Annotated in this window: 28 protein-coding genes; 5 read left to right on the top strand and 23 right to left on the bottom strand. The window is 46.3% G+C overall.

Going from position 1 to position 25,790, the window contains the following annotated elements; all coding sequences use genetic code 11:
- Positions 1–45 precede the first annotated feature (45 nt).
- On the top strand, positions 46–384 hold the full coding sequence (cowN, locus tag BLU87_RS04130) for a N(2)-fixation sustaining protein CowN (protein WP_245706365.1): 339 nt from the start codon (positions 46–48) through the stop codon (positions 382–384).
- Between the two features lie 624 nt (positions 385–1,008).
- On the opposite strand, the gene BLU87_RS04125 is transcribed toward cowN, so the two are convergent.
- The 3 genes from BLU87_RS04125 to BLU87_RS04115 all read right to left on the bottom strand — a co-directional run bounded on the left by BLU87_RS04125 (position 1,009) and on the right by BLU87_RS04115 (position 2,944).
- The gene (locus BLU87_RS04125; RefSeq protein ID WP_217637431.1) at positions 1,009–1,623 is read right to left on the bottom strand and encodes an esterase/lipase family protein; all 615 of its coding nucleotides are present in this window, start codon (positions 1,621–1,623) and stop codon (positions 1,009–1,011) included.
- Between the two features lie 171 nt (positions 1,624–1,794).
- Positions 1,795–2,241 carry a hypothetical protein gene (locus BLU87_RS04120; RefSeq protein WP_092345005.1) on the bottom strand — a complete coding sequence of 149 codons (447 nt, stop codon included), beginning with the start codon at positions 2,239–2,241 and terminating at the stop codon, positions 1,795–1,797.
- A gap of 250 nt (positions 2,242–2,491) precedes the next feature.
- Complete coding sequence (locus BLU87_RS04115) at positions 2,492–2,944, bottom strand: hypothetical protein (RefSeq protein ID WP_092345003.1); 453 nt, start codon at positions 2,942–2,944, stop codon at positions 2,492–2,494.
- A gap of 381 nt (positions 2,945–3,325) precedes the next feature.
- On the opposite strand from BLU87_RS04115, the gene BLU87_RS04110 reads away from it, so the two are divergent.
- Complete coding sequence (locus BLU87_RS04110) at positions 3,326–3,835, top strand: DUF2058 family protein (RefSeq protein WP_092345001.1); 510 nt, start codon at positions 3,326–3,328, stop codon at positions 3,833–3,835.
- Positions 3,836–4,406: 571 nt separating this feature from the next.
- Here BLU87_RS04110 and BLU87_RS04100 read toward each other — a convergent pair.
- Both BLU87_RS04100 and BLU87_RS04095 read right to left on the bottom strand, forming a co-directional pair.
- Positions 4,407–5,435, bottom strand: a complete 1,029-nt coding sequence (locus BLU87_RS04100) for a YheT family hydrolase (RefSeq protein ID WP_217637430.1) — start codon at positions 5,433–5,435, stop codon at positions 4,407–4,409.
- A 240-nt stretch (positions 5,436–5,675) separates the two neighbouring features.
- Positions 5,676–6,404 (bottom strand): Crp/Fnr family transcriptional regulator, encoded by a 729-nt coding sequence (locus BLU87_RS04095; protein ID WP_092344997.1) that lies wholly within the window; start codon positions 6,402–6,404, stop codon positions 5,676–5,678.
- A 121-nt stretch (positions 6,405–6,525) separates the two neighbouring features.
- Between BLU87_RS04095 and dcuC the strand changes: the two genes are divergently transcribed.
- Complete coding sequence (gene dcuC / locus BLU87_RS04090) at positions 6,526–7,806, top strand: C4-dicarboxylate transporter DcuC (protein ID WP_092344995.1); 1,281 nt, start codon at positions 6,526–6,528, stop codon at positions 7,804–7,806.
- A gap of 9 nt (positions 7,807–7,815) precedes the next feature.
- The gene (locus BLU87_RS04085) at positions 7,816–9,255 is read left to right on the top strand and encodes a lyase family protein (RefSeq protein WP_092344993.1); all 1,440 of its coding nucleotides are present in this window, start codon (positions 7,816–7,818) and stop codon (positions 9,253–9,255) included.
- 120 nt (positions 9,256–9,375) lie between these two features.
- On the opposite strand, the gene modD is transcribed toward BLU87_RS04085, so the two are convergent.
- From modD to BLU87_RS03990, 17 genes are all read right to left on the bottom strand, one after another.
- Positions 9,376–10,218 carry a ModD protein gene (gene modD, locus BLU87_RS04080; RefSeq protein ID WP_175498260.1) on the bottom strand — a complete coding sequence of 281 codons (843 nt, stop codon included), beginning with the start codon at positions 10,216–10,218 and terminating at the stop codon, positions 9,376–9,378.
- Positions 10,219–10,251: 33 nt separating this feature from the next.
- Positions 10,252–10,926 carry a molybdate ABC transporter permease subunit gene (locus BLU87_RS04075; protein WP_092344989.1) on the bottom strand — a complete coding sequence of 225 codons (675 nt, stop codon included), beginning with the start codon at positions 10,924–10,926 and terminating at the stop codon, positions 10,252–10,254.
- Positions 10,926–11,645 (bottom strand): molybdate ABC transporter substrate-binding protein, encoded by a 720-nt coding sequence (gene modA / locus BLU87_RS04070; RefSeq protein ID WP_092344987.1) that lies wholly within the window; start codon positions 11,643–11,645, stop codon positions 10,926–10,928. Before modA ends, BLU87_RS04075 begins: the two co-directional genes overlap by 1 nt.
- A gap of 18 nt (positions 11,646–11,663) precedes the next feature.
- A complete protein-coding gene (gene modC / locus BLU87_RS04065; RefSeq protein WP_092344985.1) occupies positions 11,664–12,386 on the bottom strand; it encodes a molybdenum ABC transporter ATP-binding protein in 723 nt (240 codons plus the stop codon).
- A 343-nt stretch (positions 12,387–12,729) separates the two neighbouring features.
- Positions 12,730–12,945 (bottom strand): YwbE family protein, encoded by a 216-nt coding sequence (locus tag BLU87_RS04060; protein ID WP_092344983.1) that lies wholly within the window; start codon positions 12,943–12,945, stop codon positions 12,730–12,732.
- Positions 12,946–13,295: 350 nt separating this feature from the next.
- The gene (locus BLU87_RS04055; protein ID WP_217637429.1) at positions 13,296–13,829 is read right to left on the bottom strand and encodes a c-type cytochrome; all 534 of its coding nucleotides are present in this window, start codon (positions 13,827–13,829) and stop codon (positions 13,296–13,298) included.
- A 1,453-nt stretch (positions 13,830–15,282) separates the two neighbouring features.
- The gene (locus BLU87_RS04045; protein ID WP_092344979.1) at positions 15,283–15,561 is read right to left on the bottom strand and encodes a hypothetical protein; all 279 of its coding nucleotides are present in this window, start codon (positions 15,559–15,561) and stop codon (positions 15,283–15,285) included.
- A 106-nt stretch (positions 15,562–15,667) separates the two neighbouring features.
- Positions 15,668–16,270, bottom strand: a complete 603-nt coding sequence (locus tag BLU87_RS04040) for a superoxide dismutase (RefSeq protein WP_092344977.1) — start codon at positions 16,268–16,270, stop codon at positions 15,668–15,670.
- Positions 16,271–16,626: 356 nt separating this feature from the next.
- Complete coding sequence (locus BLU87_RS04035; protein WP_092344975.1) at positions 16,627–16,953, bottom strand: type II toxin-antitoxin system RelE/ParE family toxin; 327 nt, start codon at positions 16,951–16,953, stop codon at positions 16,627–16,629.
- The gene (locus tag BLU87_RS04030; protein ID WP_092344973.1) at positions 16,950–17,228 is read right to left on the bottom strand and encodes a type II toxin-antitoxin system Phd/YefM family antitoxin; all 279 of its coding nucleotides are present in this window, start codon (positions 17,226–17,228) and stop codon (positions 16,950–16,952) included. Before BLU87_RS04030 ends, BLU87_RS04035 begins: the two co-directional genes overlap by 4 nt.
- A gap of 910 nt (positions 17,229–18,138) precedes the next feature.
- A complete protein-coding gene (locus BLU87_RS04020; protein ID WP_092344969.1) occupies positions 18,139–18,429 on the bottom strand; it encodes a hypothetical protein in 291 nt (96 codons plus the stop codon).
- A complete protein-coding gene (locus tag BLU87_RS04015; protein WP_092344967.1) occupies positions 18,410–20,434 on the bottom strand; it encodes a PHP domain-containing protein in 2,025 nt (674 codons plus the stop codon). The genes BLU87_RS04020 and BLU87_RS04015 overlap by 20 nt, the downstream gene beginning before the upstream one ends.
- 99 nt (positions 20,435–20,533) lie before the next feature.
- Positions 20,534–20,719: a hypothetical protein gene (locus BLU87_RS17265; protein WP_175498259.1), complete on the bottom strand. Its 186-nt coding sequence runs from the start codon at positions 20,717–20,719 to the stop codon at positions 20,534–20,536.
- 699 nt (positions 20,720–21,418) lie between these two features.
- Entirely contained in the window at positions 21,419–22,192 is a 774-nt protein-coding gene (locus BLU87_RS04005; RefSeq protein WP_092344963.1) for an SDR family oxidoreductase, read from the bottom strand.
- A 15-nt stretch (positions 22,193–22,207) separates the two neighbouring features.
- Positions 22,208–22,336: a hypothetical protein gene (locus BLU87_RS17760; protein ID WP_281242494.1), complete on the bottom strand. Its 129-nt coding sequence runs from the start codon at positions 22,334–22,336 to the stop codon at positions 22,208–22,210.
- Positions 22,337–22,638: 302 nt separating this feature from the next.
- Positions 22,639–22,827 (bottom strand): hypothetical protein, encoded by a 189-nt coding sequence (locus BLU87_RS04000; protein WP_092344961.1) that lies wholly within the window; start codon positions 22,825–22,827, stop codon positions 22,639–22,641.
- Between the two features lie 632 nt (positions 22,828–23,459).
- Positions 23,460–23,963, bottom strand: coding sequence for a YbhB/YbcL family Raf kinase inhibitor-like protein (locus BLU87_RS03990; RefSeq protein WP_175498258.1), 504 nt, complete (start codon positions 23,961–23,963; stop codon positions 23,460–23,462).
- Between the two features lie 161 nt (positions 23,964–24,124).
- Here BLU87_RS03990 and BLU87_RS03985 point away from each other — a divergent pair, with 161 nt between their 5' ends.
- Positions 24,125–24,871 carry an SDR family oxidoreductase gene (locus tag BLU87_RS03985; protein ID WP_092344957.1) on the top strand — a complete coding sequence of 249 codons (747 nt, stop codon included), beginning with the start codon at positions 24,125–24,127 and terminating at the stop codon, positions 24,869–24,871.
- A 101-nt stretch (positions 24,872–24,972) separates the two neighbouring features.
- On the opposite strand, the gene BLU87_RS03980 is transcribed toward BLU87_RS03985, so the two are convergent.
- Complete coding sequence (locus tag BLU87_RS03980; RefSeq protein WP_092344955.1) at positions 24,973–25,758, bottom strand: hypothetical protein; 786 nt, start codon at positions 25,756–25,758, stop codon at positions 24,973–24,975.
- Positions 25,759–25,790: the final 32 nt, after the last annotated feature.

The following is a 25,790-nucleotide window of genomic DNA, read 5'->3' as shown; positions in this document are numbered from 1 at the left end:
CTTTTGTCCGTTTTTTGTGTTTTGATGTGGTTCAATTGAGATGTTGTGTTAGTGACAAACTGCAACTCCCTGTTTATAGAAAAGGAAGCTATAGACTATATGAGTGTCAAAAGTGATAGATATGTGAGTTATAAAGGTATTGAGTGTGAAAAAAACGCCGCTAAATTAGTAGCTTTATTGCGGCGCCATATTGATGATCCAGATAAAAACAACGCCTTTTGGGATAAGTTTAAAGGCCTGCTTGCCGATTCAGAAAATGGCACAGGGAAAGATTATCTCTTTTTGATCCACAGCTATATCAATAATATTCAAGAACTTTTTGAGCTCTATGAGGACGAAGAGGCGTTAAAACTGTTACATCAGATTGAAGTTGAGTGTTGCTGATTTAGTTTTTTATCGCCACGATTTAATTTATGTCCTTGGGTTAAATTCTTAGATATTTGTCACTCTCGATTCTCTTTTAATATCCAAATAATAACCTAGAAAGTCGCGGGGTTGCGGCCCCGCTTGCCGCCATACTCTTTTGATGCACCACAAAAGAGTATGCAGAAAAAGGTGCCCGACCTCCTTGCCCTACGGGTTCCCTCCGTTCCACAGCTGCTTTGAGGAGCGGCAAAAACTCGGGCTAAAGCCCTCAAACATTTGCCGCTCTGATCTCAAATCAGTTGCTCCATTGCGGCTGCGTCACACAGGAATTGACTAGCAAAGTATTTTCTTTCCCCTGATGCCCGCGCTGGAGCGAAGCAAAACAGCGATGAGATAAGCGAGGAATGTCTGAGGGGGTGAACCCCCCGAGTTTTGCGAGCGCGTCGCCGGTTTGCGTAGCGGAAGGAACCTGCTTTAGCAGGCGCTGGTATTGGGGCGACCTCTTTTGGATACTTTTCTATGTCGTGATAGAAAAGTCTCTCGTCTGGCGGGACGAAACCCGCCGGTTCTCTTTGATTTTAAATCAGCTGTTTCATCCTAGCTGTGTCACACGGGGAAGAGGGCTCTAAAACAAAATGGGTATTATGTCTCTGGATCTTGCTGGAGCTTTTTCCGCTCAAAGTTTCCATATTTTAAATAATGGATAACTTGAGCAATGACCTTTTTGTTTTTCATCATAAAGGGGTGAGACGTTTCCATTTCAATATGGTCATGCATCCCTTCTAGTTTCGTTCTTGCGACGGAAACTTTGCCGTCGTCTGTGCTGGGTATGATTATAGACAAAATTAAGTTGATACTTTCTGTCCCCGCAATAATTCCTACATCAAAATTAGCTGGACCAAGTTGGTTGGGAATGCTCATATCGCCTGTGCCCAGTTGCACTCCAGCGTCGCCATTTATGAAGTGAAAGCCGGGGATGCGTTTCAGTTTATCGACAACTTCACTTCCTTGGTTGGGCGGCCCCAGCATGACAACCCGTCCCAGCTTGGGAATTGCATGGTTTGATAGATATTGACGAACCAATATGCCGCCCAAGGAGTGAGTCACAAAATTGATTTCGTCATGACTTGAACACTGCTTAAGTGCGGGGGGAATGGCGATTTTTGCAAGTTTCTCTATGGTGTAGTCCCTGGAAGGATAATCGACATTGACCGTTTGGAAGTTCTCCTTTTGAAGTTCAATGTTCAGTTTCTTCATGGAGCTGTTACTACGAGCCAGACCGTGAAGAAGGACAACGCATGAAGCGTGTGTCTGCAGTGGAATGAGTAGAAAAATGAGGATTATGATGATTTTATGATTCATAGCCATAACGGTAATTCTGGGGGCGTGATACCAATTTCAGGGAATAGGTGTTATGTCCCCAGATTCTTATTCTGGAAATGAGTATTTCTTACTCGGTTTGATAGCTAATAACAAAAAAAATACTCCTATGAAAAACAAAGGCTTAGCTATGCGTACAATGGGTGCCGCTACAGACATCAACGCAAATGATGCGCCACCGCCTTCAATCATTGATGTAAATATTCTCAAAAAACCAGGTGTAATAAGTAATAATCCGCCAATCCATATCAGTTGTTTCCCGGCGATAGGTGACGGAATTCGGGTTCGCAAATTCAATCGGTTTATGATTAAAAGTGCTAGTAGAAGTGAGATACCGAAATGAAATATCTGTACTGATGCTATATACAGAGAGGGTGGGAACTGTCCCCAGAATTTACCGTACATGCCACCTAATCCTAAAAGTTTTAAGATGACAGGTGTGATAGGTACTAATACAGAGATAAGAACGGTTAGAGCAAAAATAGTCGTTTTCATAAGGTCCCCTCCTTAATTGAATGATCTTGTCCACGAATACTGGATACATCGATTTTTTTTTAAATTCTGGGGGCAACGTGTGTATTAACCCTTAGTTAGATATGCTGTCCCAAGAATTATTGAAATTGGTATTATGTCCCTCGATTTCTTTTGAGAAAATAACCGGCGGCGACGCGAAGTTTTGGCCACCACCACAATTGGGTTTTGCTTTTCAATTGAGGATAGAAGTATTTATCGTCTGGTTAAATTGTTAGGGTTTGTCAACTGCATTTGAATAACTAGTTTCAATATTTAATAAATTTCGTAATTCATTTATTGATTCAATATTTTTTGTTATTTTCTTTTTTCTTGATTCTCCGTTGTTTACAACGCCGTACCCTAAAATGTTGAGACAATGACTGGCTTTTAAGATATTTTCTTTTTCTGGTAACCCAAAAATTCTAATACACCTGAGAAAACAGTAAAATGGGATTGTTTTTGTGAATGCCCTTAATTTTGATGACAATGCGTGAAGATTGTTTTTTAGCTCATTTTCATCTTCACCGTCATTATGCAATTTCGCTTGATTCAATAGTAGTAAGTGTGAAATTTCAGTTGTGGTTTTTTTATAATCAAGTATAGGTTCAAAGATAAATTTTTGAATGTATTGTGATGCAATAAAAACCAATACACCACCAATGACTGCATTTGTAAAATCAATCATTTTTGAGCCCTCTTTGAGTTCTAAGGCACTATCTCAACACCCAAACACAAAAAACCGCAGCACCTTATCCAACAGGCAATGCGGTTTTCAAATTTCGGGTTGTTGTTTTCATGCGAACATCCCCCCACAGAACATGATTAAAAACTATTCCACCAAGTTAGAGAATTTCTCCCGCCAGGACAAGGTAAAAGTTGCAAGTGTGTTGGAAATACGTCAACTGTCCGAGATTGTAGCACAACATCTGTCTGGTTCCTGTTTCTCCTATCAGGAGGGGGCGTGAGATCTACAAGTTAAGCATAGAGGCTTGTGATTCCACGCTCAATAAGTTATTAATCCTTGTCCGCTGACACTGACGAATTCAAATATCACGTGGAGTTATTAATGGGTCTTTCCTTACAAGAACAATTGCTTAAGGCTGGAATGGTCAATAAAAAGCAGGTGAAACAAGCTGAGCATGAGAAAAGAGTCAAAAACAAAAAGAAGAGAAAATATGGAGCCCCTGCTGAGGATAGCGCCAAAATCAAGTTGCAGCAGCAACAAGCTGAACTGGCAAAACAACAGCAGAAATTAAGCGCGGAACAGAATCAGCAAAGACAACGTAAAGCGGATCAAGCTGCGGCGAAGCAATTGATCAAAAGCAATCAATTGGCTCTCGACGAAGGTGATGTTGTCTATCGTTATGTTGCTAGTGGCAAGATCAAACAGATCTCTGTCACCCAGGATGTTGCGGATAAGCTGTCTGCGGGGCGTGCGGGGTTAGCCATGGGAGATAAAGATGTTGTGCTGATCCCCACTGAAGCGGTTTTAAAGATTCTCAAACGCGATGAGGATTCTATCCTGCTTTATAATGATCCGGCACAGGTTGAGGATGATTATCCGAGTGATTGGTAGTTTGTCTGTGCGGATTCCCTTCTGATCTTAAAATAATAAATCCATAAAGTCGCGGGGTTGCGGCCCCGCTCGACGCCTGGCTTTTTTGTCGTGCCACAAAAAAGTCAGCAAAAAAAGGCACCCGAGCTCCTTGCCCTACGGGTTCCCTCCATTCCACAGCTGCTTTGAGGAGCGGCAAAAACTCGCTTCGCTCAAACATTTGCCGCTCTGATCTCAAATCAGCAGTTCCATTCCGGCTGCGTCACACGGGAAATGACCACTAAAGTGCATTTCTTCCCCCTGATGCCCGCGCTGGAGTGGAGCAAGACGGCGATGAGATAAGCGAGGAATGTTTGAGGGGCTACAAGCCCCGAGTTTTGCGAGCGCATCGCCGGTTTGCGTAGCGGAAGGAACCTGCTTTAGCAGGCGCGGGAATTGGGGCGACCTCTTTTGGTGGCTTTTCTATGTCGTGATAGAAAAGTCTCTCGGCTGGCGGGACGAGACCCGCCGGTTCTTCTTTGATCTCAAATAAATTGTTCCATCCTGACTGTGTTACACGAGAAAGTGTGACTCTTCTATATTTCTCGTGGGCTCAAACCTCATCTTTAATAAATTTCATCGCTCTCTGTTCCGACCAATACCGATGCTGTCGATTCAGTGCTATAAAGCCAACATGTCCTCCGTAGCGAGTGACTTCCAGTTTGGTATGGGGATTCTTTTCACATTCTTTTCGCGGATAGCATCCACCTTCCAGAAACGGGTCATCCAGCGCGTTGACGATCAGGGATGGTACCTTGATCTGTTCCAACCATGGACGACAACTGCACTTCTGCCAATAGTCTTCGGCACTGCTAAATCCGTGGATGGGCGCGGTATAGCGACTGTCAAAATCGCTGAAGGTTTTCAATTGCTCATAATTCAGATCGTTAATCAGTTGTGGGTACTGCGTCTGTTTAGTTTTGATTTTCTCGTGCAGCAAGCGGAGAAAACGTTTCATGTACAGGCTGTTCGCTTTGCGTCCCAAGGCAATGGATGCATCGGTCAGGTCACAGGGGACCGAGAAGCTGATGCTTCCTTTGACACATTTTGGCACCGCTGCTGCGTGCTTGCCAAGGTAAAAGAGATTGATGTTGCCCCCCATGCTGAAACCGATCAGATAGATATTCCGGTAGGCGGGCGCGGCATGCGTTACAACGCTCTGCAGATCTTCAAAGTCGCCGTTGTGATAGAGCCGCAGCTGTCGGTTCGGTTCGCCGCTGCAGCCGCGAAAGTTCCAAGCCAGTGCATCAATCCCTTCCTGATTCATCGTCCGAACCATCCCCGTGACATAGGCTCGGAGCGAATTTCCTTCGAGTCCATGCGAAATGATGACCAGGCTGTCACTGCCGACCACTGACCAGTCAAGATCAAGAAAATCCTCGTCGGGGGTGGTCATGCGCTCACGTTGGTAGACGACATCTTCCACTTTGCGAAATAGATTTGGGTAGATGGTATGCACATGCCCATTACGGAATAACCAGGGGGCTTTGTAAGTAGAGTTAATCATGGCTGGAACCTGAGTGATGAGAGCGATATAAAATCCAAAGAGAGCGTCGGCAACGACCATGGACCATTTTTTCAATCTCCGCAAGGTTGGCGATGTAAAGAATCGGTATTGAATGCATTATGAAAATTTCCATCTGGGAATTGCGGGGACATAATATTAATTTGGCCAACAGGTATTATGTTACCCCGGAATTTTCGTAGTGGGTGGACTCAAGTCTGGTGTGCGGATTCTTTTCACATTTGCTCTATGGCTTAAAGAAATCAAGTGGCTTCATCGCTATCGTATGATGAATTTTATCTGGAAATAACACCAGTTTTACCCCTGGGAGAGGTGGTAAGGGCAATTTGCGAGAATCAGATCCAGAGCTTGGTAGTTCACAATGGTATCTTTATCTTCCTTCACCAGAATTTTGTGCTTATGCCACTGTGATAATGTTCTGGAAACGGTCTCTCGACTCGCACCGATAAGTTCACTAATCTGTTGATGGTTAAGATGATATTTGAGGGGAGCATGGTTGTTCTCTAAGGCGTCATAGTCCATTAGAGATTTAAACAGCAGAGCCATCATTTCTTCTTTATGATAGGTGCTTTTAACAAAAACTCCGACATGATATGCGTAGATGCGCCATGCCATCATCTTCATGGCTTCGCCGACGAGAACTTCATCTTGAGATATCAATTCAACAAACTTTTTATAGTTAAGCTTATAGACAACGCTGTCTTCAAGGGCGATGGTGTTTGTCAGAGAGACAACCCGACAGAAGGGGGCGACTTCTCCAAAGATGCTGCCATAAGTCAGCAGTCTGCTGATATTGGTCTGTCCTGATTCTGTGGTTGAGAAGGTGCAGCATATTCCACTTTTTGTGAAATACATGTAATCGTTTTTTTCGTAGGCGAATTTAAAAACGGCATTCTTCTTAAAGCTTTTTTTCGTGCCGTGTTTTTCAAAAACAGCTTCCAGTTCTTTTGCCGGCTTATCCATCCATGGTAGATATCTGCTGAAAATCCGTGATAAATCCTTTTCTGTCTCTTCAATTTTATCCATTTCTCAGGTTCTCCAACAAATTGTGACATAGATCACATTGGCACTGTGATTTAGAACACTTTTTTTCATATTTCTACATGATACCAATACATTACACTCATACTAAGTAAGGAGGTTGTTTATGTCAACGATTGTAGGATTGATCATCATTATTGGAGCAATTGTGTTGCTGGTCAAACAATATGAAACCCGGATGGTTCTTATTTGTTCTGGTTTTCTGCTCGCTCTGGCCGCGGGGAATCCTCTTGCGGCTTTTGATGCTTTTTCCAGCCGCATGGTCACTCCGGTTTTCATCAAGAGTATTTGTTCCGTCATGGGATTTGCGATTGCGATGAAGATAACCAAATGTGATCAGCATCTGATTCACTTGCTCGCCGGAGGGTTAAAGAAGGTTCGTTTTGCCCTGATTCCCGGTGCCGCCATTGTCACCGCGATGATCAATACTTCGCTCATCAGTGCTGCGGGGGTCTCCGCGGCCGTCGGTGCGATATTTATCCCTTTGCTCATCTCTTTGGGGGTTCATCCGGTGATAGCAGGTGCATCTGTCCTTGCGGGAACGATGGGGAGTTTGTTGAGTCCTGGTCTGTCAGGAAATGCTTTTGTGGCAAAACTTGCAGATGTTAAACCGATTGAAATCGTTTCTGCTCACAGTATCGCAACCATATTTGCGATTATCACGGGCGCTATAGTCCTTGCTATTGTTGCCCATCTGAAAAAAGAGGACAAAGGTTATGTCCCCGCAGATGATGATTTTAAAGTCGCTGAAAATCTGAAGGTCAATCCTGCTTTTGCTATCGTCCCTCTGATCCCGGTTCTCCTGCTGCTCTTCTTTAATAATGACGCGGTAAGGCTGGCTATTCCTTGGGCAAAAAGTATCCAGGTTCCCCATGCGATGCTGTTCGGAGCTGCTCTTGGTATTGCGCTTACCAGGACCAGCCCATCGATCGCAGTGAAAGGATTTTTTGACGGGATGGGTAAAGGTTATGGAGATATTGTCGGGATCATCATTGCCGCCGCAGTATTTGTCAGTGGGATGAATGCTCTCGGTCTTGTCGACGAGTTTAATGCCATGCTTGCCAAGTCTGAAAGTATTGCCAGCATCTCTGCTGCTCTCGGACCATTTTTTTTCGCTGTCATGACAGGTTCTGGCGAAGCGGCATCTCTTGCGTTTAATGAAGCTGTCACGCCATTTGCTGCTAACTATAATATGACCATCATTAACATGGGGAGCCTTGTGAACATTGGGGCCGCTTTGGGGCGGACGATGTCACCTATCGCCGGTGCGACGATCATCTGCGCATCCTTGGCCAAGGCCAATCCGCTGACGATTGCAAAGCGAAACATCCCCGGCATGCTTGCCGCAGTTGCTGTTGCTTATATTTTTCTCTCATTTATTTTATAAGGAAAAGCCATGAAATATAATTTTGAATCTCTGGTGAAAAAGTATTCCAGTCGAGAAATGCAGCAAATTCTTTCTGACGAGAACCAGTATCTTATTTACCGTAAAATCTGGATTGCGCTGGCCGAAGCAGAACAGGAACTAGGTCTCAATATCACTGATGAGCAGATTCAGGAGATGAAAGACCACTTCTATGAAATTGATATGGATCTCATCTACAAACTGGAAAAGAAATATCTGTATATCACTCCAGCAGCAATTGAACAGTTCGGTATGGTTGCTCCAAAAGCAAAGCCGATCATCCATTTGGGGGCGACCACAAATGACTTGTGGGACAATACCAATACCATCTACATGAAGGATGCGGCGCAACTTGTCTTGTCCAAAATGTATACATCGGCAGCGAATCTGCGGGACTTTGTTCTCAAGTACAAAGATATGCCCATTTTAGGTCGGACGCGTCTGCAAGCAGCACAGCCGGTGACTGTCGGTAAAAGGGCCTCTGTCTGGTTGCAGGATCTGATCCTCGATATTCAAGGGTTGCAGAAAGCCATAGATGGGTTTTATTTTCGCGGGCTCAAGGGTGCGACGGGGACGCAGGCTTCATTCATGGAACTGTTCGATGATGATTCCGCAACGGTGGAGGAACTCGACCGGCGTTTTTCCGAAAAGCTGGGTTTTACTGAACGTCTGCCTATAACCTCGCAGATCTATACCCGAAAGCTGGAATCAAGATTGATGTCGGCTCTGGCCGGATTTGGTGAAACCTGTCAGAAGTTTGGTAATGATATGCGCATCATGGCCATGCTCAAAGAGATGGAGGAGCCGTTCGGGAAAGATCAAGTGGGCTCGAGCACCATGGCGTTTAAACGCAACCCGGTTTTAACCGAGGATCTGGCCGCCTACAGCCGTTTTATCATCACTCTTTTACCGGCGGTTTATCAGGCAACAGGACAGGAACTGCTGGAACAAACCTGTGATAATCTGGCCATCCGAATTCTGGCGATTTCCAATATCTTCCTGGCTGCGGATGTGCTGGCGGAAACCTTGATCCGAGTGACAGACGGTCTTGTGGTTTATGAAAAAATGATCCGTCGCAATATCAACGAAGAACTCCCGTTCTTGATTACAGAAAATGTCATTATGGAGGCCTGTAAGAAAGGTGGCGACAGACAGGTGATGCACCATCTCATCCGTGATATGAGTATGGAGACCATTCAAAGAGTGCGCAACGAGGGGCTTGATAATGATCTGCTGCAAAAAATGGCGGACAGCCCCGAAATTCCACTGTCAATGGAAGAGATCATGGAGCTGTCGGATCCGATAAAATTCATTGGCAGAGCTCCGGAACAGGTGGAACACTTTGTCAAAACAATGGTCGATCCGGTGTTAAGCCAAAAGAAAACTGTGCCGATGCTCAGCCCGATCAGGAATGATCCAGAACCAGATTAAGGTTGATCTCCCGTAGATAAGTCAATTGAGAGAGGCAAGTCTGTTTTGCTGCAACACAAATCAAAAAAACAGACTTGCCTCTTAGCTTTCCTCCCTTTTACACCCTTATCCGTATAGCTGTCAGACGGGTCTGATCACCACCTCAATATCCATCGGTTTCCCAGTGTAGACAAATGATGTAACCGCCACATCTATCCCTGTCATTGCGTATTCAGCGACCGTTTCGATGTTAATTCCACCTGCCGCCTCCAAGGTCACATACGGATATTTTTGTCGTAGATAGGGGATATATTCATGCAGCTTATCTGCTTTGACCTTGTCGAACTGGATATTGCCTGCGCCTGCTTTTATCGCTTTTTCAGCGAAATCGAGGTCTTCACATTCTACCGTGAGTTTTTTTTCGGGTTGCGCTTTGACCGCTTTTGTCAATGCCGCAAGGAGTGACTGTTCATCAGGGAAGAAGTTGCTGTGGTTTGAAAATAGGAGAAATGTTTCTGAAATGCCCAGTCGATGTGGAGTTCCGCCGCCGGCCAGGACTGCATTCATGCAGATGGTTTTTCCGCCGGGGAAGCTCTTTCTTGTACAGGCAATGATGAGATCTGGATTGATGGCTCTTCCCTTTGCGACCATTGCAGCGGTACGTGTCGCGATGCCTGTGGCATGCTCCATGATGTTCTGTGCGACCTTCCAGCCTTTGTGCAGTATCCCGGCGTTAGCCTTGGCCGTCATGATGTGATCACCGGCCTGCATCACTTTTCCGTTAGCGGCTGAGATGCTCAGTTCCGCACCCAACTTTTTCAGGATTGCTGCGGCTTCATCTGCTCCCGCAAGGACACAGTCGAATCTGGCCCGGAAAATCATTTCACCTTGAACACCGCTGATCCCCATTTCTTCAGTTGTGAGGTCTCCATAGGGAACATCTTCGGTTAAGAGCTTGTTGATGAGATCATCATGAAATAGCACGTTGGAACTCCTTTGGCTTGAGATAGTGCACTATTATAGGGCCGATAAACGCCTTAATGCAAAGAATACACAAACGGATATGCTCCCGAGGATGAGACACAACACCCCGGCACGGAGAAAATCAGCATCCATGACGGAGTTGTAGACTTCCAGTGATATGGTGTTGGTCTTGCCGATAATATTCCCGCCGACCATGAGGGTGATTCCCACTTCACCCAACGATCGCCCTACTGCCAATATCAACCCAGCGCCGAGACTTCTTTTGACGGCTGGAACGACGATGAGGAAAAAAACCTGAACTTCATTCTTCCCTAATGTTTTTGCTGCTTCAGCCAGTTTGAAAACTTCTTTTTCGATCGCCGATTGGATTGGTTTGACCACCAGGGGGAGTCCGGCTATGAAGGCTGCTGTTACCACACCTGCTTCGGTGAAGATGATCTCCGGGGTTATCCCCAACTTGCCCAGTACGCCGTTTCTGCCGAACATCAGAAGCAGGATAAAACCTGTTCCGATTGGAGGAAAGACCAGAGGAAGAGTCACCATTAAATCAATAAGAGCGGCGCAGAAACTTTTTTTTCGAGCTAGATAATAGCCGATTAAAAGTCCGAATATGGCATGCAGGGCAACCGCAATACAGCATGTTTTAGCTGTCAGAGCGATGGTGAATGCCAGGTCTTTATCGCTTAACAGTTCAAGGATTCTGTCCATTAAAGGCCGTGTTTTTTCGCAATCGCTTTTGTTTGTTCAGAATTGATACACTCTCGATATTTTGCCACAGCGGCGGAAGTTTCATAGCCTTTGATGATTCCTGTGATGATATCTATCTTGCTGTATCCTTCATCAATCAGGATATATCCGCCTATTTTGTCGAGCGAACCAAGGGTATCGGTAAGATTTGAAAATCCAGCATCAACTTCACCAGTGACGACATATGAAGTCACCTGCGGCACAGTTGCTACCACTTGCAGCTTGTCCTGCACTTTTTCTGTGATGCCTTTGGATGTCATGTATTCCGCCCCAGCACGACCATAGATGGCTTTTTGCATATTAGGTATTGCCAGCCTGGCCACTTTATCTGAGGTTATCTCATCCAGCGATTTGATATCCAACCCTTTTCTCCAGATGAGAACCAGCTTCCCTTCACCAATGCGATGGGATTCGGCGATCTCTGTACCCGCTTTGGTCAAGAATCTCGGATCGCCGATCACAGCTTGAACCAGCCCTGTTGTTTTAATCTGGGCGATGACTTGCCCCAAGTTGCCAAATGACATGTTCATTTTGACATCAAAATCTTTCTGGCAGGTGTCCGCTATGTCGACAACCATCTTCCTGAATCCAGCGCCGGATGCAACGATGATTTCATCTGCTTGGGCAGTGGAAGAGATGAAAACAATCACAACAAACAAAAAAGTTAAGAGCCTTTTCATATTTTCTCCTTATCGAATTTATACTGCGAAACTTAGCGGCGACTGACAGGATATCTGCGGCAGTATCTGCTCACTTGTGCCATTACAGGTGACTTCGCCCCCATCCAGAAGAACGATGTGATCTGCAAGGTATGCTGCTTCTTCATAAGAATGGGTGACCAAAATCACCGGGACATTGAATTTGTCCGGTATCTGCTTGATGTAAGGAATCAACTCATTTTTTCTCTGTTGATCTAAAGAAGACAGTGGTTCATCCATCAACAAGTATTCAGGTTGTGAGAGTAGCGCTCTGCCGATGGCGACACGCTGCCCTTCTCCTCCAGAGAGCGAGTCTGGTTTTCTGTCCAACAGGTCTGCTATTCCCAGCAGTTCTGCGATATTGGTGAGCACCATCTTGTCGTTTTTTTTGTTTCTGCAGCCAAAAAGCAAGTTTTTGCGGACCGACATAAAAGGGAACAGGCGCTTATCCTGAAAAATATAGCCAGCTCTTCTTTTATGGGTTGGAATATTAATTTTTGTTGCAGAGTCAAAGAGCACTTTTCCGTTGAGAGAGATGGTGCCACTGTCAGGTGTGATTAGCCCAGAAAGCATGTTTATCACGCTGGTTTTGCCTGCACCAGAATGTCCGTAAAGCACTGTTATCCCCTCTTCGGGGACTTCAAAAGCGACCTTGATAAGGGTTGTGCCCAATCTTTTCTGTACGTTGACGTTCAGTTTATGCGCTCCTTTTTCGTTATACATAAAAGTAATAACGCTTTATTTTCGTTATATAGTATATGTCATAACGATTGTCAATCGGCTCTTTGCCTTAGGGGGAGAGATACTGAGATTCAGTTTGGGACAGGAATGGCGTAGTTATAGACAGAAAGTTGCTCTTTTGCTGGGTAGAGTGATTAGGAGATGTCTCGTGTTTTCGACCTTCTATTTCGGGTCTATATCAGTTATGACTGAACCGAGATCAAATGGCAGAAACAGTCGCATAAGCATTATTTTGAAATTGTCTGATTTCACATGAGGGCCCTCAGGGGTAGATCATTGTTTTCAGAAAACCTGACCGGGAGAACATATCCATCGAACCAACCATTTAAGGGATATTATCTTCCTGGAAGGCGCTGATTGTCTTGACTCTGCCGATGTCGCCACTTTGCAAACGAACCTTGATACCATGAGGATGGAAAGCGGAACGGGTCAATATATCTTTGACAATTCCTGCTGTTAGATGACCTGATCTCTGGTCTTTTTTAAGCACAATTTTAACGTTTAATCCTGGCGCAATATTTGCGCGATTTCTGCCATCCATTTTAAGATCCTTGGTTGTGTGGGTGAATGGGGAGGGAGCAAAAAACTATTTACCAGCGCGAATGTTTATTGACGACTGATTAAAGAAAACCGGCGGGACATGACCCGCCGGTCGAAAGACTTTTTTATCACGATAGAGAAGAGTTTCCAAAAGAGGTTGTCCCAATACCTGCGTCTGCCAAGGCAGGTTTGTTCCGCTACGCAAACCGCCTAAGCGTTCGTAAAATCCGGGTTTTCAACCCCTCAGACATTTCTCGTTTGTATCATCACCGATTTGTTTCACTACAGCATTGATATAAGGGAGACGATTGAATCGTGCTCCAATGTTTGCCTGATAAAGCAAATGAGCAATTATTGACTTTGTTCTACCATATACTCGACCGCTGCTTTGACTTCGTCGTCGGTTAGACTGGAGTTGCCACCTTTTGCGGGCATATTGCCTTTACCATTGATTGCGGCCGTTACAAGAGGTTCCATCCCCCCACTGATCAACGGTTCCCAAGTTGCCTTGTCACCGGTTTTTGGTGCTCCGATGATGCCCATTTTATGGCAACTGCTACAGCTTTTACTATAGACGGTCTGCCCAGTGCCGGAAGGTAACATACTTTGAGCCGATGTGATCATTCCCTGAGCTTGGGTTTTCATCTGCTCTACTTTTTCCTGTCCTTGTTCTGTGACCTGGGTGATTTTTTCTTTGGTCTGTTCGGTGACTTCAGCGACTTTCTCTTCTACCATTTTTACCGCTTGTTCGGTTTTCTCTGCGACCGCTGATTTTTCAACCGCTGGTGGGGCGCTGCTCGGAGAAGAAGCGGTTTCTTCCTCTTTACTGCAGCCGGAAAGAATTAAAAAAGCCGAAAGTGCAAATACAATCGTCATTAATTTCATCTTGTTCTCCTTTTGGAGGTGTCTTAGCAACTGTCTCCACATAATTATGTGATGAATAACAAGAATACCAGTGGTTGGGTGAAAAACAAGCATGGTGGCTACAATTGTTATACACGATTTGGTCATGAGGTGAGAAAGAGATGGCGTCGGGCAGAGTCGTCACCCCGCGACCTTGTCCGTTATGGAATCACGCTCCCGTATTTGGCTGATAAATAGTTCTTGCGATTGATAATAGAAGATCGGCGGGTTTCGTCCCGCCAGCCGAGAGACTTTTCTATCGCGACATAGAAAAGTCACCAAAAGAGGTCGCCCCAATACCAGCGCCTGCTAAGGCAGGTTCCTTCCGCTACGCAACCCAGCGATGCGCTCGCAAAACTCGGGGTTTGCAACCCCTCAAACATTCTTCGCTTATCTCATCCCCGTCTTGCTCCACTCCAGCGCTGGCATAAGGGGAGGGAGGCTGCAATTATATCCCATTCAAAGTTCTGTCAGCCACTCCCATGTGACGCAGCCGGAATGGAACGGCTGATTTGAGATCAGAGCGGCAAATGTTTGAGGGCTTCAGCCCGAGTTTTTGCCGCTCCTCAAAGCAGTCGTGGAATGGAGGGAACCCGCGATATCGCGGGCAAGGAGCTGGGCACCCTTTTCTGCATACTCATTTGTGGTGCGACAAAAGAGTATGGCGTCGGGCGGGGTCGCAACCCCGCGACCTTGTCCATTATTCAATCTTGTTCCAGTGTTTGCTCGATAAAGCGTTCTTGTCATTGATGAGAGAAAACCGGCGGGTCTCGTCCCGCCAGCCGAGAGACTTTTCTATCACGACATAGAAAAGTATCCAAAAGAGGTCGCCCCAATATCCGCGCCTGCCAAGGCAGGTTCCTTCCGCTACGCAAACCGGCGATGCGCTCGCAAAACTCGGGGCTAGTAGCCCCTCAAACATTCCTCGCTTATCTCATCGCTGGTTTGCTCTGCTCCAGCGCAGGCATAGGGGGAGGGAGGCTGCAAAGTTATCCTATTCAAAATTCAAAGTTCTGTCAGCCACTCCCATGAGACGCAGCCGAAATGGAACAGCAGATTTGAGATCAGAGCGGCAAATGTTTGAGGGCTTCAGCCCGAGTTTTTGCCGCTCCTCAAAGCAGTCGTGGAATGGAGGGAACCCGCGATATCGCGGGCAAGGAGCTGGGCACCCTTTTCTGCATACTCATTTGTGGTGCGACAAAAGAGTATGGCGTCGGGCGGGGTCGCAACCCCGCGACCTTGTCCATTATTCAATCTTGTTCCAGTGTTTGCTCGATAAAGCGTTCTTGTCATTGATGAGAGAAGAACCGGCGGGTTTCGTCCCGCCAACCGAGAGACTTTTCTATCGCGACATAGAAAAGTATCCAAAAGAGGTCGCCCCAATACCAGCGCCTGCCAAGGCAGGTTCCTTCCGCTCCGCAAACCGGCGATGCGCTCACAAAACTCGGGGTTTGCAACCCCTCAAACATTCCTCGCTTATTCCATCGCCGGTTTGCCCTGCTCCAGCGCTGGTATAAGGGGGGCAGATAGCAAAACCATTGGTAATGAGCATAATTCCGGGGACATAATACTCATTATCTGAATCTAGTATTTTGACCCCGGAATTTCTACCGCCAGATGAGTCAAGCAAAGACTTGCCCCCTTTTTCTTCGTCCTGCCAACCGCTCTGGGTCTGCAACCCTCCAGCGCTGGTATAAGGAGAGGGGGATGGCACTAATTTTATCCTTTAGAGTTTTGTGTCCAAAGGAGTCAGGGTTGCAGAACAAAAGCCACCCCATTGCGAGGTGGCTTTTGTAGATTGTGCTCGACTGAGCGGATGGTTAGGTCTGATATAGCCGTTCAACCTCCGCCCAATTGATGACGTTGAAGAAGGCACTGACGTAATCGGCTCGCCGGTTTTGGTAATGCAGGTAGTAAGCGTGTTCCCAGACATCCAGCCCCAGGATTGGTTGATTGCCGTTCATCAGCGGGCTATCCTGATTGGGAGTGCTTTCGACGACCAGTTTCCCCTGCGGATTGCGGCTCAGCCAGGCCCAGCCGCTGCCGAAACGGGTCATCGCTGCCTGATTGAAGGACTCTTTAAAGGTGTCGAAGCCGCCGAGTTCCTGAGTCATTGCGGTGGCCAGCGCTCCACTGGGCTTGCCGCCGCCATCCGGGCTGAGAATGGTCCAGAACAGGCTGTGATTGGCGTGACCACCACCGTTGTTGCGCACGGCGGTACGGACCGCTTCAGGCACATCGTCCAGACGCGTGATCAACTCGTTCACTGGCAGATCTGTCAACTGTGAACCTTCCAGCGCTTTGTTGACATTGGTGATGTAGGCTTGATGGTGTTTAGTATGGTGGATTTCCATTGTTCGAGCATCGATGTGTGGTTCCAAGGCTGTATAGCTATAAGGAAGTTCGGGTAATGTGAAAGACATAAACGACTCCTTTAAATGTGAAGCAGAGTTGTTTCTACAGACCGATGCGGTTGACACCGTAGGTCTGTCAACTCCGTGTTTGCGGTTACGGCCCCGCCAGGTCTGCACCAGAAGGAGGTTGGATCTTCGACATGTTATCTCCACTGGTTATCAAATGATCCCGGTCAGCAGGACGTTCTCTATGTATGGCCTATGCCATAAGTAAAGTCTACTCCACTCTGGTTTGTAGATGTAAGTGGGGGGGCTGGTTTTTGTGAGTGGTGGGATGATGGTTGGGAGTAACGCGGGATCTGACAGATGAGTTGAGAGGTCTAGCTATGTCCCAGGAATTCATAGCAGTTTTTCACTTCGCCAGATTATGCCTGCAATAACCGTCGTTGCAATAACGTCTGCATATCGCGGCGGCCATCGGCAATCACCATAATATAAACATTATCAGCCATGATTCGATAGATGATGCGGTAGGGCTTGAAAAATATCTCACGGTACTCGCGAAGCCCGATGGCCAGCAGTTCTTTTGGATAAACCCCTCGTTCCGGGTTCTCGCAGAGGCTCGAAAAGACCTTCTCTATTTGATCGAGAACGTCATCCGCTTTCCCCGGTGCGTCGTGGGATGCAATGTAGTCGTACAACTCTTCCAAATCCCCTGAAGCATCGTCGGTCAGAAATATCTGGAAGGTCATGCCTGGCCCTTGTTCCTACCCCGAATTCGCTGAATGACATCACCGGCGGACTGGACTTTGCCTTCCTCAATCTGCCGCGAGCCGAGCGCGAGAATCTTCAAAAGAGCCATGGTCTCCTGGGTTTGCTCATAGCTTTCGATGCCCTGCATCACGACCTTGGCTTCGCCATTCTGAGTGATAATCAAGGGTTCACCTTGTTCTGGCATATTGCGCACGATTTCTGCGGCATGGGCTTTCAGGTAACTGATCGGTTTGATTTGACTCGATAGCTTCATGTACATCCTCCTTCATGAGACTAAATATAGTCCGTAAACAGGTCAACCGTCAAGCCGCGAAGTGTTCTTTCTATGCGATATTCCAAATATCACTTTTCACTTTCACCCCTCACCCCATGTGACGTAGCCGGAATGGAACGGCTGATTTGAGATCAGAGCGGCAAATGTTTGAGGGCTTCAGCCTGAGTTTTTGCCGCTCCTCAAAGCAGCCGTGGAATGGAGGGAACTCGCGCTATCGCGGGCAAGGAGCTGGGCACCTTTTTCTGCATACTCATTTGTGGTGCGACAAAAGAGTATGGCGTCGGGCGGGGTCGCAACCCCGCGACCTTGTCTGTGATTAAATTGTTTTCTGAGTGTTGATTCGGCAGAGCGTTCTTGTGGCTGATAAAAGCAAACCGGCAGGTCTCGTCCCGCCAGCCGAGATACTTTTCTATCGCGACATAGAAAAGTATCCAAAAGAGGTCGCCCCAATACCAGCGCCTGCTAAGGCAGGTTCCTTCCGCTACGCAAACCGGCGATGCGCTCGCAAAACTCAGGGTTTGCAACCCCTCAAACATTCCTCGCTTATCTCATCGCCGGTTTGCTCTGCTCCAGCGCTGGCATAAGGGGGGAGATAACGAAATCTTGGTAGTAAGAGCCAAAGACAGACTTGACCCCTTATCTTATAGGGTTTTTCTACAGCCTCAACGAGGCTGTAGAAAAACCCTCCTGAGAAGGTCTCATCTCAGCCAGATGGAACTAATTCCGGGGTTATTTCCTGAAATTAGTATTGTGTCCTCGGAATTTCTTCAGCGTAAAATTTGTCCGGCAGCAGCGCTTTGTTATACGGTACTTGAACAAATCTCAAACTGCCATCATTCGGCCAGATACTTACATTACATGTCAACTTTTCGGGAGTAACTTGGGTATATCAAGCCTTGTACTTCTCATATTCATCTAAATACAAACGCTCAGACTCGTCACGGAACTGATTTCGCTTCTGGTGGAGATCGTTGAGCTTTTCACTGATACTCTTGTAGATAATTTGGTGGGCTTGGTTCCTTAGCTCCCCTCCATCGTAGTCATCGATTTCAAAGCCGTCTTCCAGAGCCAAGTTAACCAACCTCAGTAAAATGGCCTTATCTATTTTATCGACAGTTTCGTAGTCGTCGTCTTCCGTCAGAAAATGGCCCTGATAATTTTCAATTTTTAATGCTTTCATACCCACCTCTCCTATCGACATAAGCCTCTTCACCTGCTTCCAATGAGTTCATGGTCACTTGGAAATTATTTATCTTTTTACCTTCAATTGAACACAGCTCTTTATCAGATGGGTGCCCAGAATACCTTCTATATACGATATCCTTCCCTGCAATCTCTTTGGACGTATACACTATGTAATCTGCATTGATTGAGGCTCCAACTGTATTGTTATGCGTGACAACGACCACGGGCATGGTCTGTGAAATCTCCTTCAACATCTGGTTAACTTCTCCTTTCAAGAAAAGGTTATCAAATGAAGATTCCGGCTCATCTATCAATAGATAGTCGAAATTTTGAGCATCTTTGATTTCTTGTAGCAGCCGAAACTCAGACCTTTCACCACCAGAAACTTTAAACCCATCTTTGTTTAGTATTTCATATTCAATACATGCAAAATATTTGTAGAACTCGGATGGAGTCAGAGCTTCATTCTCCTTTAACGCAACAAGGTACTCATAGGGAATAGCATACTTTCGGTACGCATCACTAAAAGCGACCTTTTGACCACTGATATTCTTTATTTCACCAGAACCTTCAAAAGATCGCTGCTTGCAAACGACCTTAAAATCCTGAATATTCTCCTCAAATATCACTTTTTCAGTCTGCAATAGCTTTGAAATTTGGTTAAATTTAGAGACCTTCTTGTTCTCAATCATTACTTTGTATAAATCGACATCTTTAACTTGAGTTGCTGATGTCCTTAGCTGAAGTTTGTTTTTAACATCCCGCACAGTATCATTAACAAAACTTCTCTTCTTCCTTTCATATGCTTTAGCCCATAGAAGTTCTATTAGCTCACACGCCAGTGCCTTCAAATTATTAACATCAACATGCTTATCAATGACTTCCCTATACTCAATATTTTCTATCAACTGACGGACAGAACCAATAAGGTCGCTAAGTGCTTGGTCCACCCCAACCTCAAATAGAGTTTCATTGAACAGAGCTACTTTAGAAAATGCGTCAAGTTTCTCGGCTTCTTCAGCCGATTTCAGAAGGGTTGCCAGATAATCTTCTACTTTCCGTCGGTTAATCCCAAGATCAATATTCAATATATCGTCCAGAACAGTCTTGAATGGACTCAGGTGCTTATCAGCGAACGTGCTCTTCTTGCGAGCGACATCCGCATTGAATTCTTTTTCATAGCTAGCATCGTCTCTCTGAACAAGGGAGAATTGAGGAATATATTTTACATTTGTACAGTCTTTACTTATCTGAGTTAAAGTTACAGTTTTCCCTGAAGACCTTGCCCCAAGAACAATGTTCAACCCAGTGGAAAGCCTTTGACCATCATCAAAAACCTGAAAGAGTGAGTTTCCTTCTGACTTAGATAGAGCCACTTTATGCCTATCACGAAGGCTGAATTTCAACGAATTTAGGGAGAGTTCACCACAATCAATGTATGTTTGTCTCGTTGGAAACTTATTCATATCCTCGCGAATTCGTACGTCACTGAAAATTACTGGTGTTATTTCAGTCTCATCTTTTGCCATACGAATAAACTTCTTGGGGCTATCAACCTCACCCGCAGAGATAAATCCCCCAATTTGATTAAGGGTATCTCCTGAGATAGCAGGCCTCTTTTCATAGTGGGGTATGAGCAAATATTTATTGAGGTCGCCAAAGATATCAACCAATTCATCTACGGATATTGAATCTCCTACGGCGGTAATCTTCTCAGATACAGTTTGAGTTTTGAGCTGAAACTCATCTAGGTTTTGATTTTCGGATATGACGAGAACATGACTTTTATCAATGTTTATTTCAATACCAGGAAATACGACACAATCTAATTTTTCAGTAATCTTGTTAAATTGGCCGAGGTCGAACATGTCATGATTTGTTATAGCTATGGCGTCAAGTTCAGCTGAATTAACATATTCACATAACTTGGCTAGTGAAAACGTAAAGTGTGCATCGCTAATTGTAGGTACAGTGTGTATGTGAAGATCAATTTTCGGCAATGTTCGCTCCATGAATATTTAAAAGAAGATGCCTACAACTGCGCCCCGATATAACCTCAGTGTTCGCTAAGTGTGGGGCTAATTCCGGGGACATAATACTTATTTCCTGAAATTGGTATTATGTCCCCAAAATTCAGTATTTTGGCCCTGGAATTTCGCCTTAGGTAAATTTTGATCGTTTAGGATAGCCCCACTTTTAACTTGTGTGGCAAGCATTACAGCAATAGTAGCAACCATTAATTTTTGAATCTGGCCATGAACTTTTTGCTTTTGCAACTGCGCCATGACAGTCTACGTGTGTACCTAGGTCTATTTGATTTTCTGGGTTTGGCATGTAGGTGCAGCCCGATGTCGCGTTGTGAACTTCATGATCACTGTTAGATTGCTGGTTCTTGTTGATTACAAAGCTTGGCATGTTGTCCTCCTCCTGTGTTGGTTAAATGACCTGGCCTTGGTAAAAATCAAATATTTTATTGTTGCATGACGGTTCATGATAACCGGCCGCGATGTGATTTTACGTGACCCCCTTCAATTTGGTTTTGCTTTTCAATTTGAAGAAAAAGTGTTTTCCGTCCGCGTTGATTAAGTTGTTGTACGACTTTTTAGATTTTTATAATTCGGGGGCAGCATTTTCGTACTTTGCAGAATAGTCTTTTGTAACAATTCCTTTTCCCCTACCAACAACACACGCCTGTACCCACGTCCATTTCCCCGGCGCGTACTGTCTTGGGTGTCCACGACGAGAGTATTCGGGGATTCATTCCTTGAAATTGGTATTATGTCACCAACCCCAAATACAAAAAGCCGCAACACCTGATCCAACAGGCAATGCGGCTTTTAAATTTCGGGTCGTTGCTTTCATGCGAACATCCCCCCATGGATCATTTTTAAACACTATTCCTACAAGTTAGTAAATTTCTCTCGCGAGGACAAGAAAAAAGGTGTCAAGTCTGCTTTCGACTGACCTCTGTGGTGCGGACTATCTCATTTAGCGCTCTGCGGCAATCCCATCTGCTTCCTTGCTTCGTTGTCTCTCAGAGAAAAGTCTTTTCCTAAGAATTCATCCCCAGCTTTATCGCATAAGTATTCGACCGCTTTGGCGACCCACTCTGGGGGAATATGCGCATCCCAGTCCAGTTGGCTGACCGGATTGATACCAGAGGAACGAATGCTTTTCTGCATATCTGTGGCAACGGTCCCCGGACTCAATCCAATAACGCGGATTCCCTGTCCGCTATATTCCTTATCGGCACAGCGCGTCAATGACAGGACCGCTGCTTTGGATGAGCAGTAGTGGCTCCAACCTTCCAATGCGCGATTAGCCGCACCTGAACTGATATTGATAATCGTGCCACCATCTGTTTTCAGCATTTCCGGTATGGCAGCCCTGAGGCCGTGATAAACCCCTTTAACGTTAACATCAATAGCAAAGTCCCAGGTCTCCGGGTCGCTTTCAGCCAGACGCGCAATTGGCTCAATCAGTCCCGCGTTGTTGATCAGGATGTCCAGGCGGTTATATGCTTTGATCGCCTGAGCGACCGCGATATTGACCTGGTGGTACTCACTGACATCACATTGAACCGCAAGCGCCTGACCTCCTAGAGTCCGAATCTCTGTCACAATTCTGTCGAGTGTCTGTTTATTCCGTGCCGCGAGAATTACATTGGCGCCTTGAACAGCACAGTGTCTGGCAATGGCTTCACCAATTCCTTTGCTTGCACCTGTGACGAGGACGGTTTTATTTTTTAGATGGCTCATATTGTCTTATTCCTCTCATCTTGAAATCTGACCGGTTCCGAGTTCTGGATCTACGAGAACATCATATCTAACCTCAAAGACAAAAAACGCAGCACCTTTATCCAACAGGCTCAACGGTTTCAACTTCCGTGCTGTCATCATCATGCGAAAATCTTCCATAGAATTTTATTGAGTGTGATGAGTAGAGATTAGAAAAATTACCCTATGAGGACAAGATAAAAGTCATAAGCCGGGAACAATACTTTACCCCGTTATGATGTCGAGTAATTCCGGGGACATAATACTTATTTCTTGAAATTGGTATTATGTCCCCGGAATTCTTTTAATCGTTGGTTTGCTCTGCTCCAGCGCTGGCATAAGGGGAGAAGGACTGAAATTCTATCCCATTCAAAATTCTGTCAGTCACTCCCATGAGACGCAGCCGAAATGGAACAGCAGATTTGAGATCAGAGCGGCAAATGTTTGAGGGCTTCAGCCCGAGTTTTGCCGCTCCTCAAAGCAGTCGTGGAATGGAGGGAACCCGCGATATCGCGGGCAAGGAGCTGGGCACCCTTTTCTGCATACTCATTTGTGGTGCGACAAAAGAGTATGGCGTCGGGCGGGGTCGCAACCCCGTGACCTTGTCCGTTATTCAATCTTGTTCCAGTGTTTGCTCGATAAAACGTTCTTGTGATTGATGAGAGAAAACCGGCGGGTTTCGTCCCGCCAGCCGAGAGACTTTTCTATCGCGACATAGAAAAGTCTCCAAAAGAGGTCGCCCCAATACCAGCGCCTGCTAAGGCAGGTTCCTTCCGCTCCGCAACCCAGCGATGCGCTCGCAAAACTCAGGGGTTTCACCCCCTCAAACATTCCTCGCTTATCTCATCGCTGGTTTGCTACACTCCAGCGCTGGTATAAGGGGAGAAGGACTGAAATTCTATCCCATTCAAAGTTCTGTCAGCCACTCCCATGTGACGCAGCCGGAATGGAACGGCTGATTTGAGATCAGAGCGGCAAATGTTTGAGGGCTTCAGCCCGAGTTTTTGCCGCTCCTCAAAGCAGTTGTGGAGTGGAGGGAACCCAGAGGGCAAGGAGCTGGGCACCTTTTTCTGCATACTCATTTGTGGTGCGACAAAAGAGTATGGTGTCGAGCGGGGCCACAACCCTGCGACCTTCTCTGCGATTGAATTATTTCCTAAGTATAGCCGGATTTATGAATGGATGTTCGGGGGGACGAAGTCACAGATACGATGTCCCCCCGATGCGACCCATAAACCAAGAGTGGTGACTAATATTTACCCATTTCTATGACCGTTTCAGCGGTAACCATCTCATCTTTGAGTGCTTTTATGGTCAAATAATAGGCGTGGTCTTTACCGCCGGAGCAGGGTGGCATATAAGCACCTTCTTTATCCCAACCTGGACCGCGGTGCGCTTCAACCATTGTGAATCCCTGCGGCAACATATAGGTATGTCCTGGAACGGAAGGGATTGTCACGGTGCTGGCGGAAGTGTTGATGGCAAACTGCATCCTTCCATGTCCGCCGTTATTCATCCTCTCTGAATCGCGGTCACTGTACTCGAGCAAGAGTGCGTTTGATCCGGCCGGGATATCAGAGACGATCCATTTAGGTGTTGCTGGATTGTCGCCACCAAACTTCTGACACTGTTGTCCTGCTGGGACTTTAATACCATCCCAAGTGTTGTCAGCAAAATTGACCTCAAGAGCGAAAGCATTGGTAGAAAATGTTAAAGTCATAATAGTAATAATCATAAGCAGGTTTAACTTCATAATGATAATCTCCTCTATAAAGAGTGATGCAACAACAAAAACAACTCAGGGCTTTGAGGTGTTTCTGATCATGATAAAAGATTGTATCATATGTAGAAAATCTGCAACTAGCCGCTGAAAGATTTTACTTAATAGTTCGCTTAGAAGAAGGAGAGACGATCATGGATAAATCTTTAACAGGAAAAACGGCTCTGGTAACCGGTGGCTCACGTGGGATCGGTCGGGCAACGGCTTTGAAACTGGGAGCGATGGGTGCTGCCGTTGTGGTCAATTATATGAGCAATACGGCCGCTGCTGAAGACGTTGTTGACAAGATTGTCGCACAAGGAGGAAAGGCTGTAGCGATCAAAGCAAACATGGTTGATCCGGCGGCGATTGAGACGTTATTTGATCAAGCGATCCATGAGTTCGGAGGTCTGGACATTGTTGTCAATAATGCTGGCTTGGCTATCTACAAACCCATTGCTGAGGTGACAGAGGACGACTACGAGCAGCTATTTTCACTCAACGTTAAGGGATTACTGTTTTCCTGTCAGCAAGCGGCCAGGAAATTGGCTGACGGTGGTCGGATTATTAATATTTCCACTTCGGTGACGAAAATGATGTTGCCCAATTATGGTCTCTATGCCGCAAGTAAAGGGGCGGTTGAAGAGTTGACCAAGGTGTTGGCGAAGGAACTTGGCGCGCGCGGTATTACCGTTAATGCGATTTCTCCCGGTCCGACCGATACCGACCTGTTTCGCCAAGGCAAGAGCGAAGAACAGATCAGGCAGTTAGGGTCGATGGCGGCTTTCAACCGGATTGGTACTCCAGAAGATATTGCTGGAGCGGTGGCATTGTTGGCCAGCCCTGAGTCAGGTTGGATTACGGGGCAGGATATTTGTGCTAATGGTGGGTTAACGGCTTAGGGTAGATGTTTTCAAACATTTGCCGTTCTTATACTCAAATCAACTCTTCCATTCCAGCTACGTCACACGGGAGATTGTGATTGAATTGACGGCCGATCTTTTTAGACTTCTCCGCCATTGTCGTTGTCTTCTTTCGCCAGCACAATGAGAGTAATCGCCAGGTCGAGGTCGCTTTCGGGATCAAAGGCGGGGCCGAGAAGTTGTGCCAGTCCGGAGCGGGTTTTCAGGCGCTCGTCCCAGTCTGCAGTCGGGCAATGGCGGCGCAGTTCTGTGCAAATCCAGTTGAAGTTTGCATCCCGGCTGGGTTGCAGGTTGTCACCGAGAACACTGTAGTCAATTTCTGCCTGACGGAGGACCAGTGGTGGTTGACCAGCTGCATAAATGTGGCAGAAAGGCTGACGATCCTGAGTGTTGTTTGTCGTTGTGGTCGTGACCTTTTTTCTCATCATCAGCCCGCCGGTGGCGACTGCACGGCCGAGAGCGAACTTCTTTTTCGTGTCGGTTTCGACCTGAATACTGCTGGTGATTCCTGTTCCGCGTAACAACAGTTTGATCTCGGAGTAGGGGATGTCGAGCTTGGTGTCATCGCGGGTGACAAGCTGAAAAGAGTCGCGTGTGAATTGGATTTGTCTGACCAGCTGACGTTGCTGATCAGATTCTATCTGCTCGGAGCCGACCACCAGGGTTTTGAAGCCGAGAGTTTTTAACCGTGCAGCACAGTCTGCGGCGGGTTCAGTGGTGGCAAAATTAGCAACGATCGCCGGACCACCGCTGGAGATACTGACGCGGGCACGGGCTTCGTAGGGGGTCGTCCCGAGGACGTTGGCGAGATTACGGGCCAATTGATCCATGTCGCCTTGCAATTGGTAGATCGAAACAATATCCATGCTTGTTGCTCCTGCTTTGAACCACTGATTCT

The sequence above is a fragment of the Desulfuromusa kysingii genome (assembly GCF_900107645.1).
GTDB lineage: Bacteria > Desulfobacterota > Desulfuromonadia > Desulfuromonadales > Geopsychrobacteraceae > Desulfuromusa > Desulfuromusa kysingii.
Note: the sequence above shows the minus strand (reverse complement) of the source record. Positions and strands in the feature narration are given on the sequence as shown.

Excerpts from the sequence above, each read along its gene's own strand:
- BLU87_RS04125 (WP_217637431.1), bottom strand. The coding sequence starts at position 1,623 with ATGAAGAAACTGAACATTGAACTTCAAAAGGAGAACTTCCAAACGGTC.
- BLU87_RS04120 (WP_092345005.1), bottom strand. The coding sequence starts at position 2,241 with ATGAAAACGACTATTTTTGCTCTAACCGTTCTTATCTCTGTATTAGTA.
- BLU87_RS04115 (WP_092345003.1), bottom strand. The coding sequence starts at position 2,944 with ATGATTGATTTTACAAATGCAGTCATTGGTGGTGTATTGGTTTTTATT.
- BLU87_RS04110 (WP_092345001.1), top strand. The coding sequence starts at position 3,326 with ATGGGTCTTTCCTTACAAGAACAATTGCTTAAGGCTGGAATGGTCAAT.
- BLU87_RS04095 (WP_092344997.1), bottom strand. The coding sequence starts at position 6,404 with ATGGATAAAATTGAAGAGACAGAAAAGGATTTATCACGGATTTTCAGC.
- dcuC (WP_092344995.1), top strand. The coding sequence starts at position 6,526 with ATGTCAACGATTGTAGGATTGATCATCATTATTGGAGCAATTGTGTTG.
- BLU87_RS04085 (WP_092344993.1), top strand. The coding sequence starts at position 7,816 with ATGAAATATAATTTTGAATCTCTGGTGAAAAAGTATTCCAGTCGAGAA.
- BLU87_RS04075 (WP_092344989.1), bottom strand. The coding sequence starts at position 10,926 with ATGGACAGAATCCTTGAACTGTTAAGCGATAAAGACCTGGCATTCACC.
- modA (WP_092344987.1), bottom strand. The coding sequence starts at position 11,645 with ATGAAAAGGCTCTTAACTTTTTTGTTTGTTGTGATTGTTTTCATCTCT.
- modC (WP_092344985.1), bottom strand. The coding sequence starts at position 12,386 with ATGTATAACGAAAAAGGAGCGCATAAACTGAACGTCAACGTACAGAAA.
- BLU87_RS04060 (WP_092344983.1), bottom strand. The coding sequence starts at position 12,945 with ATGGATGGCAGAAATCGCGCAAATATTGCGCCAGGATTAAACGTTAAA.
- BLU87_RS04055 (WP_217637429.1), bottom strand. The coding sequence starts at position 13,829 with ATGAAATTAATGACGATTGTATTTGCACTTTCGGCTTTTTTAATTCTT.
- BLU87_RS04040 (WP_092344977.1), bottom strand. The coding sequence starts at position 16,270 with ATGTCTTTCACATTACCCGAACTTCCTTATAGCTATACAGCCTTGGAA.
- BLU87_RS04035 (WP_092344975.1), bottom strand. The coding sequence starts at position 16,953 with ATGACCTTCCAGATATTTCTGACCGACGATGCTTCAGGGGATTTGGAA.
- BLU87_RS04030 (WP_092344973.1), bottom strand. The coding sequence starts at position 17,228 with ATGAAGCTATCGAGTCAAATCAAACCGATCAGTTACCTGAAAGCCCAT.
- BLU87_RS04020 (WP_092344969.1), bottom strand. The coding sequence starts at position 18,429 with ATGAAAGCATTAAAAATTGAAAATTATCAGGGCCATTTTCTGACGGAA.
- BLU87_RS17265 (WP_175498259.1), bottom strand. The coding sequence starts at position 20,719 with ATGGCGCAGTTGCAAAAGCAAAAAGTTCATGGCCAGATTCAAAAATTA.
- BLU87_RS04005 (WP_092344963.1), bottom strand. The coding sequence starts at position 22,192 with ATGAGCCATCTAAAAAATAAAACCGTCCTCGTCACAGGTGCAAGCAAA.
- BLU87_RS17760 (WP_281242494.1), bottom strand. The coding sequence starts at position 22,336 with ATGATGATGACAGCACGGAAGTTGAAACCGTTGAGCCTGTTGGATAAA.
- BLU87_RS03990 (WP_175498258.1), bottom strand. The coding sequence starts at position 23,963 with ATGAAGTTAAACCTGCTTATGATTATTACTATTATGACTTTAACATTT.
- BLU87_RS03985 (WP_092344957.1), top strand. The coding sequence starts at position 24,125 with ATGGATAAATCTTTAACAGGAAAAACGGCTCTGGTAACCGGTGGCTCA.
- BLU87_RS03980 (WP_092344955.1), bottom strand. The coding sequence starts at position 25,758 with ATGGATATTGTTTCGATCTACCAATTGCAAGGCGACATGGATCAATTG.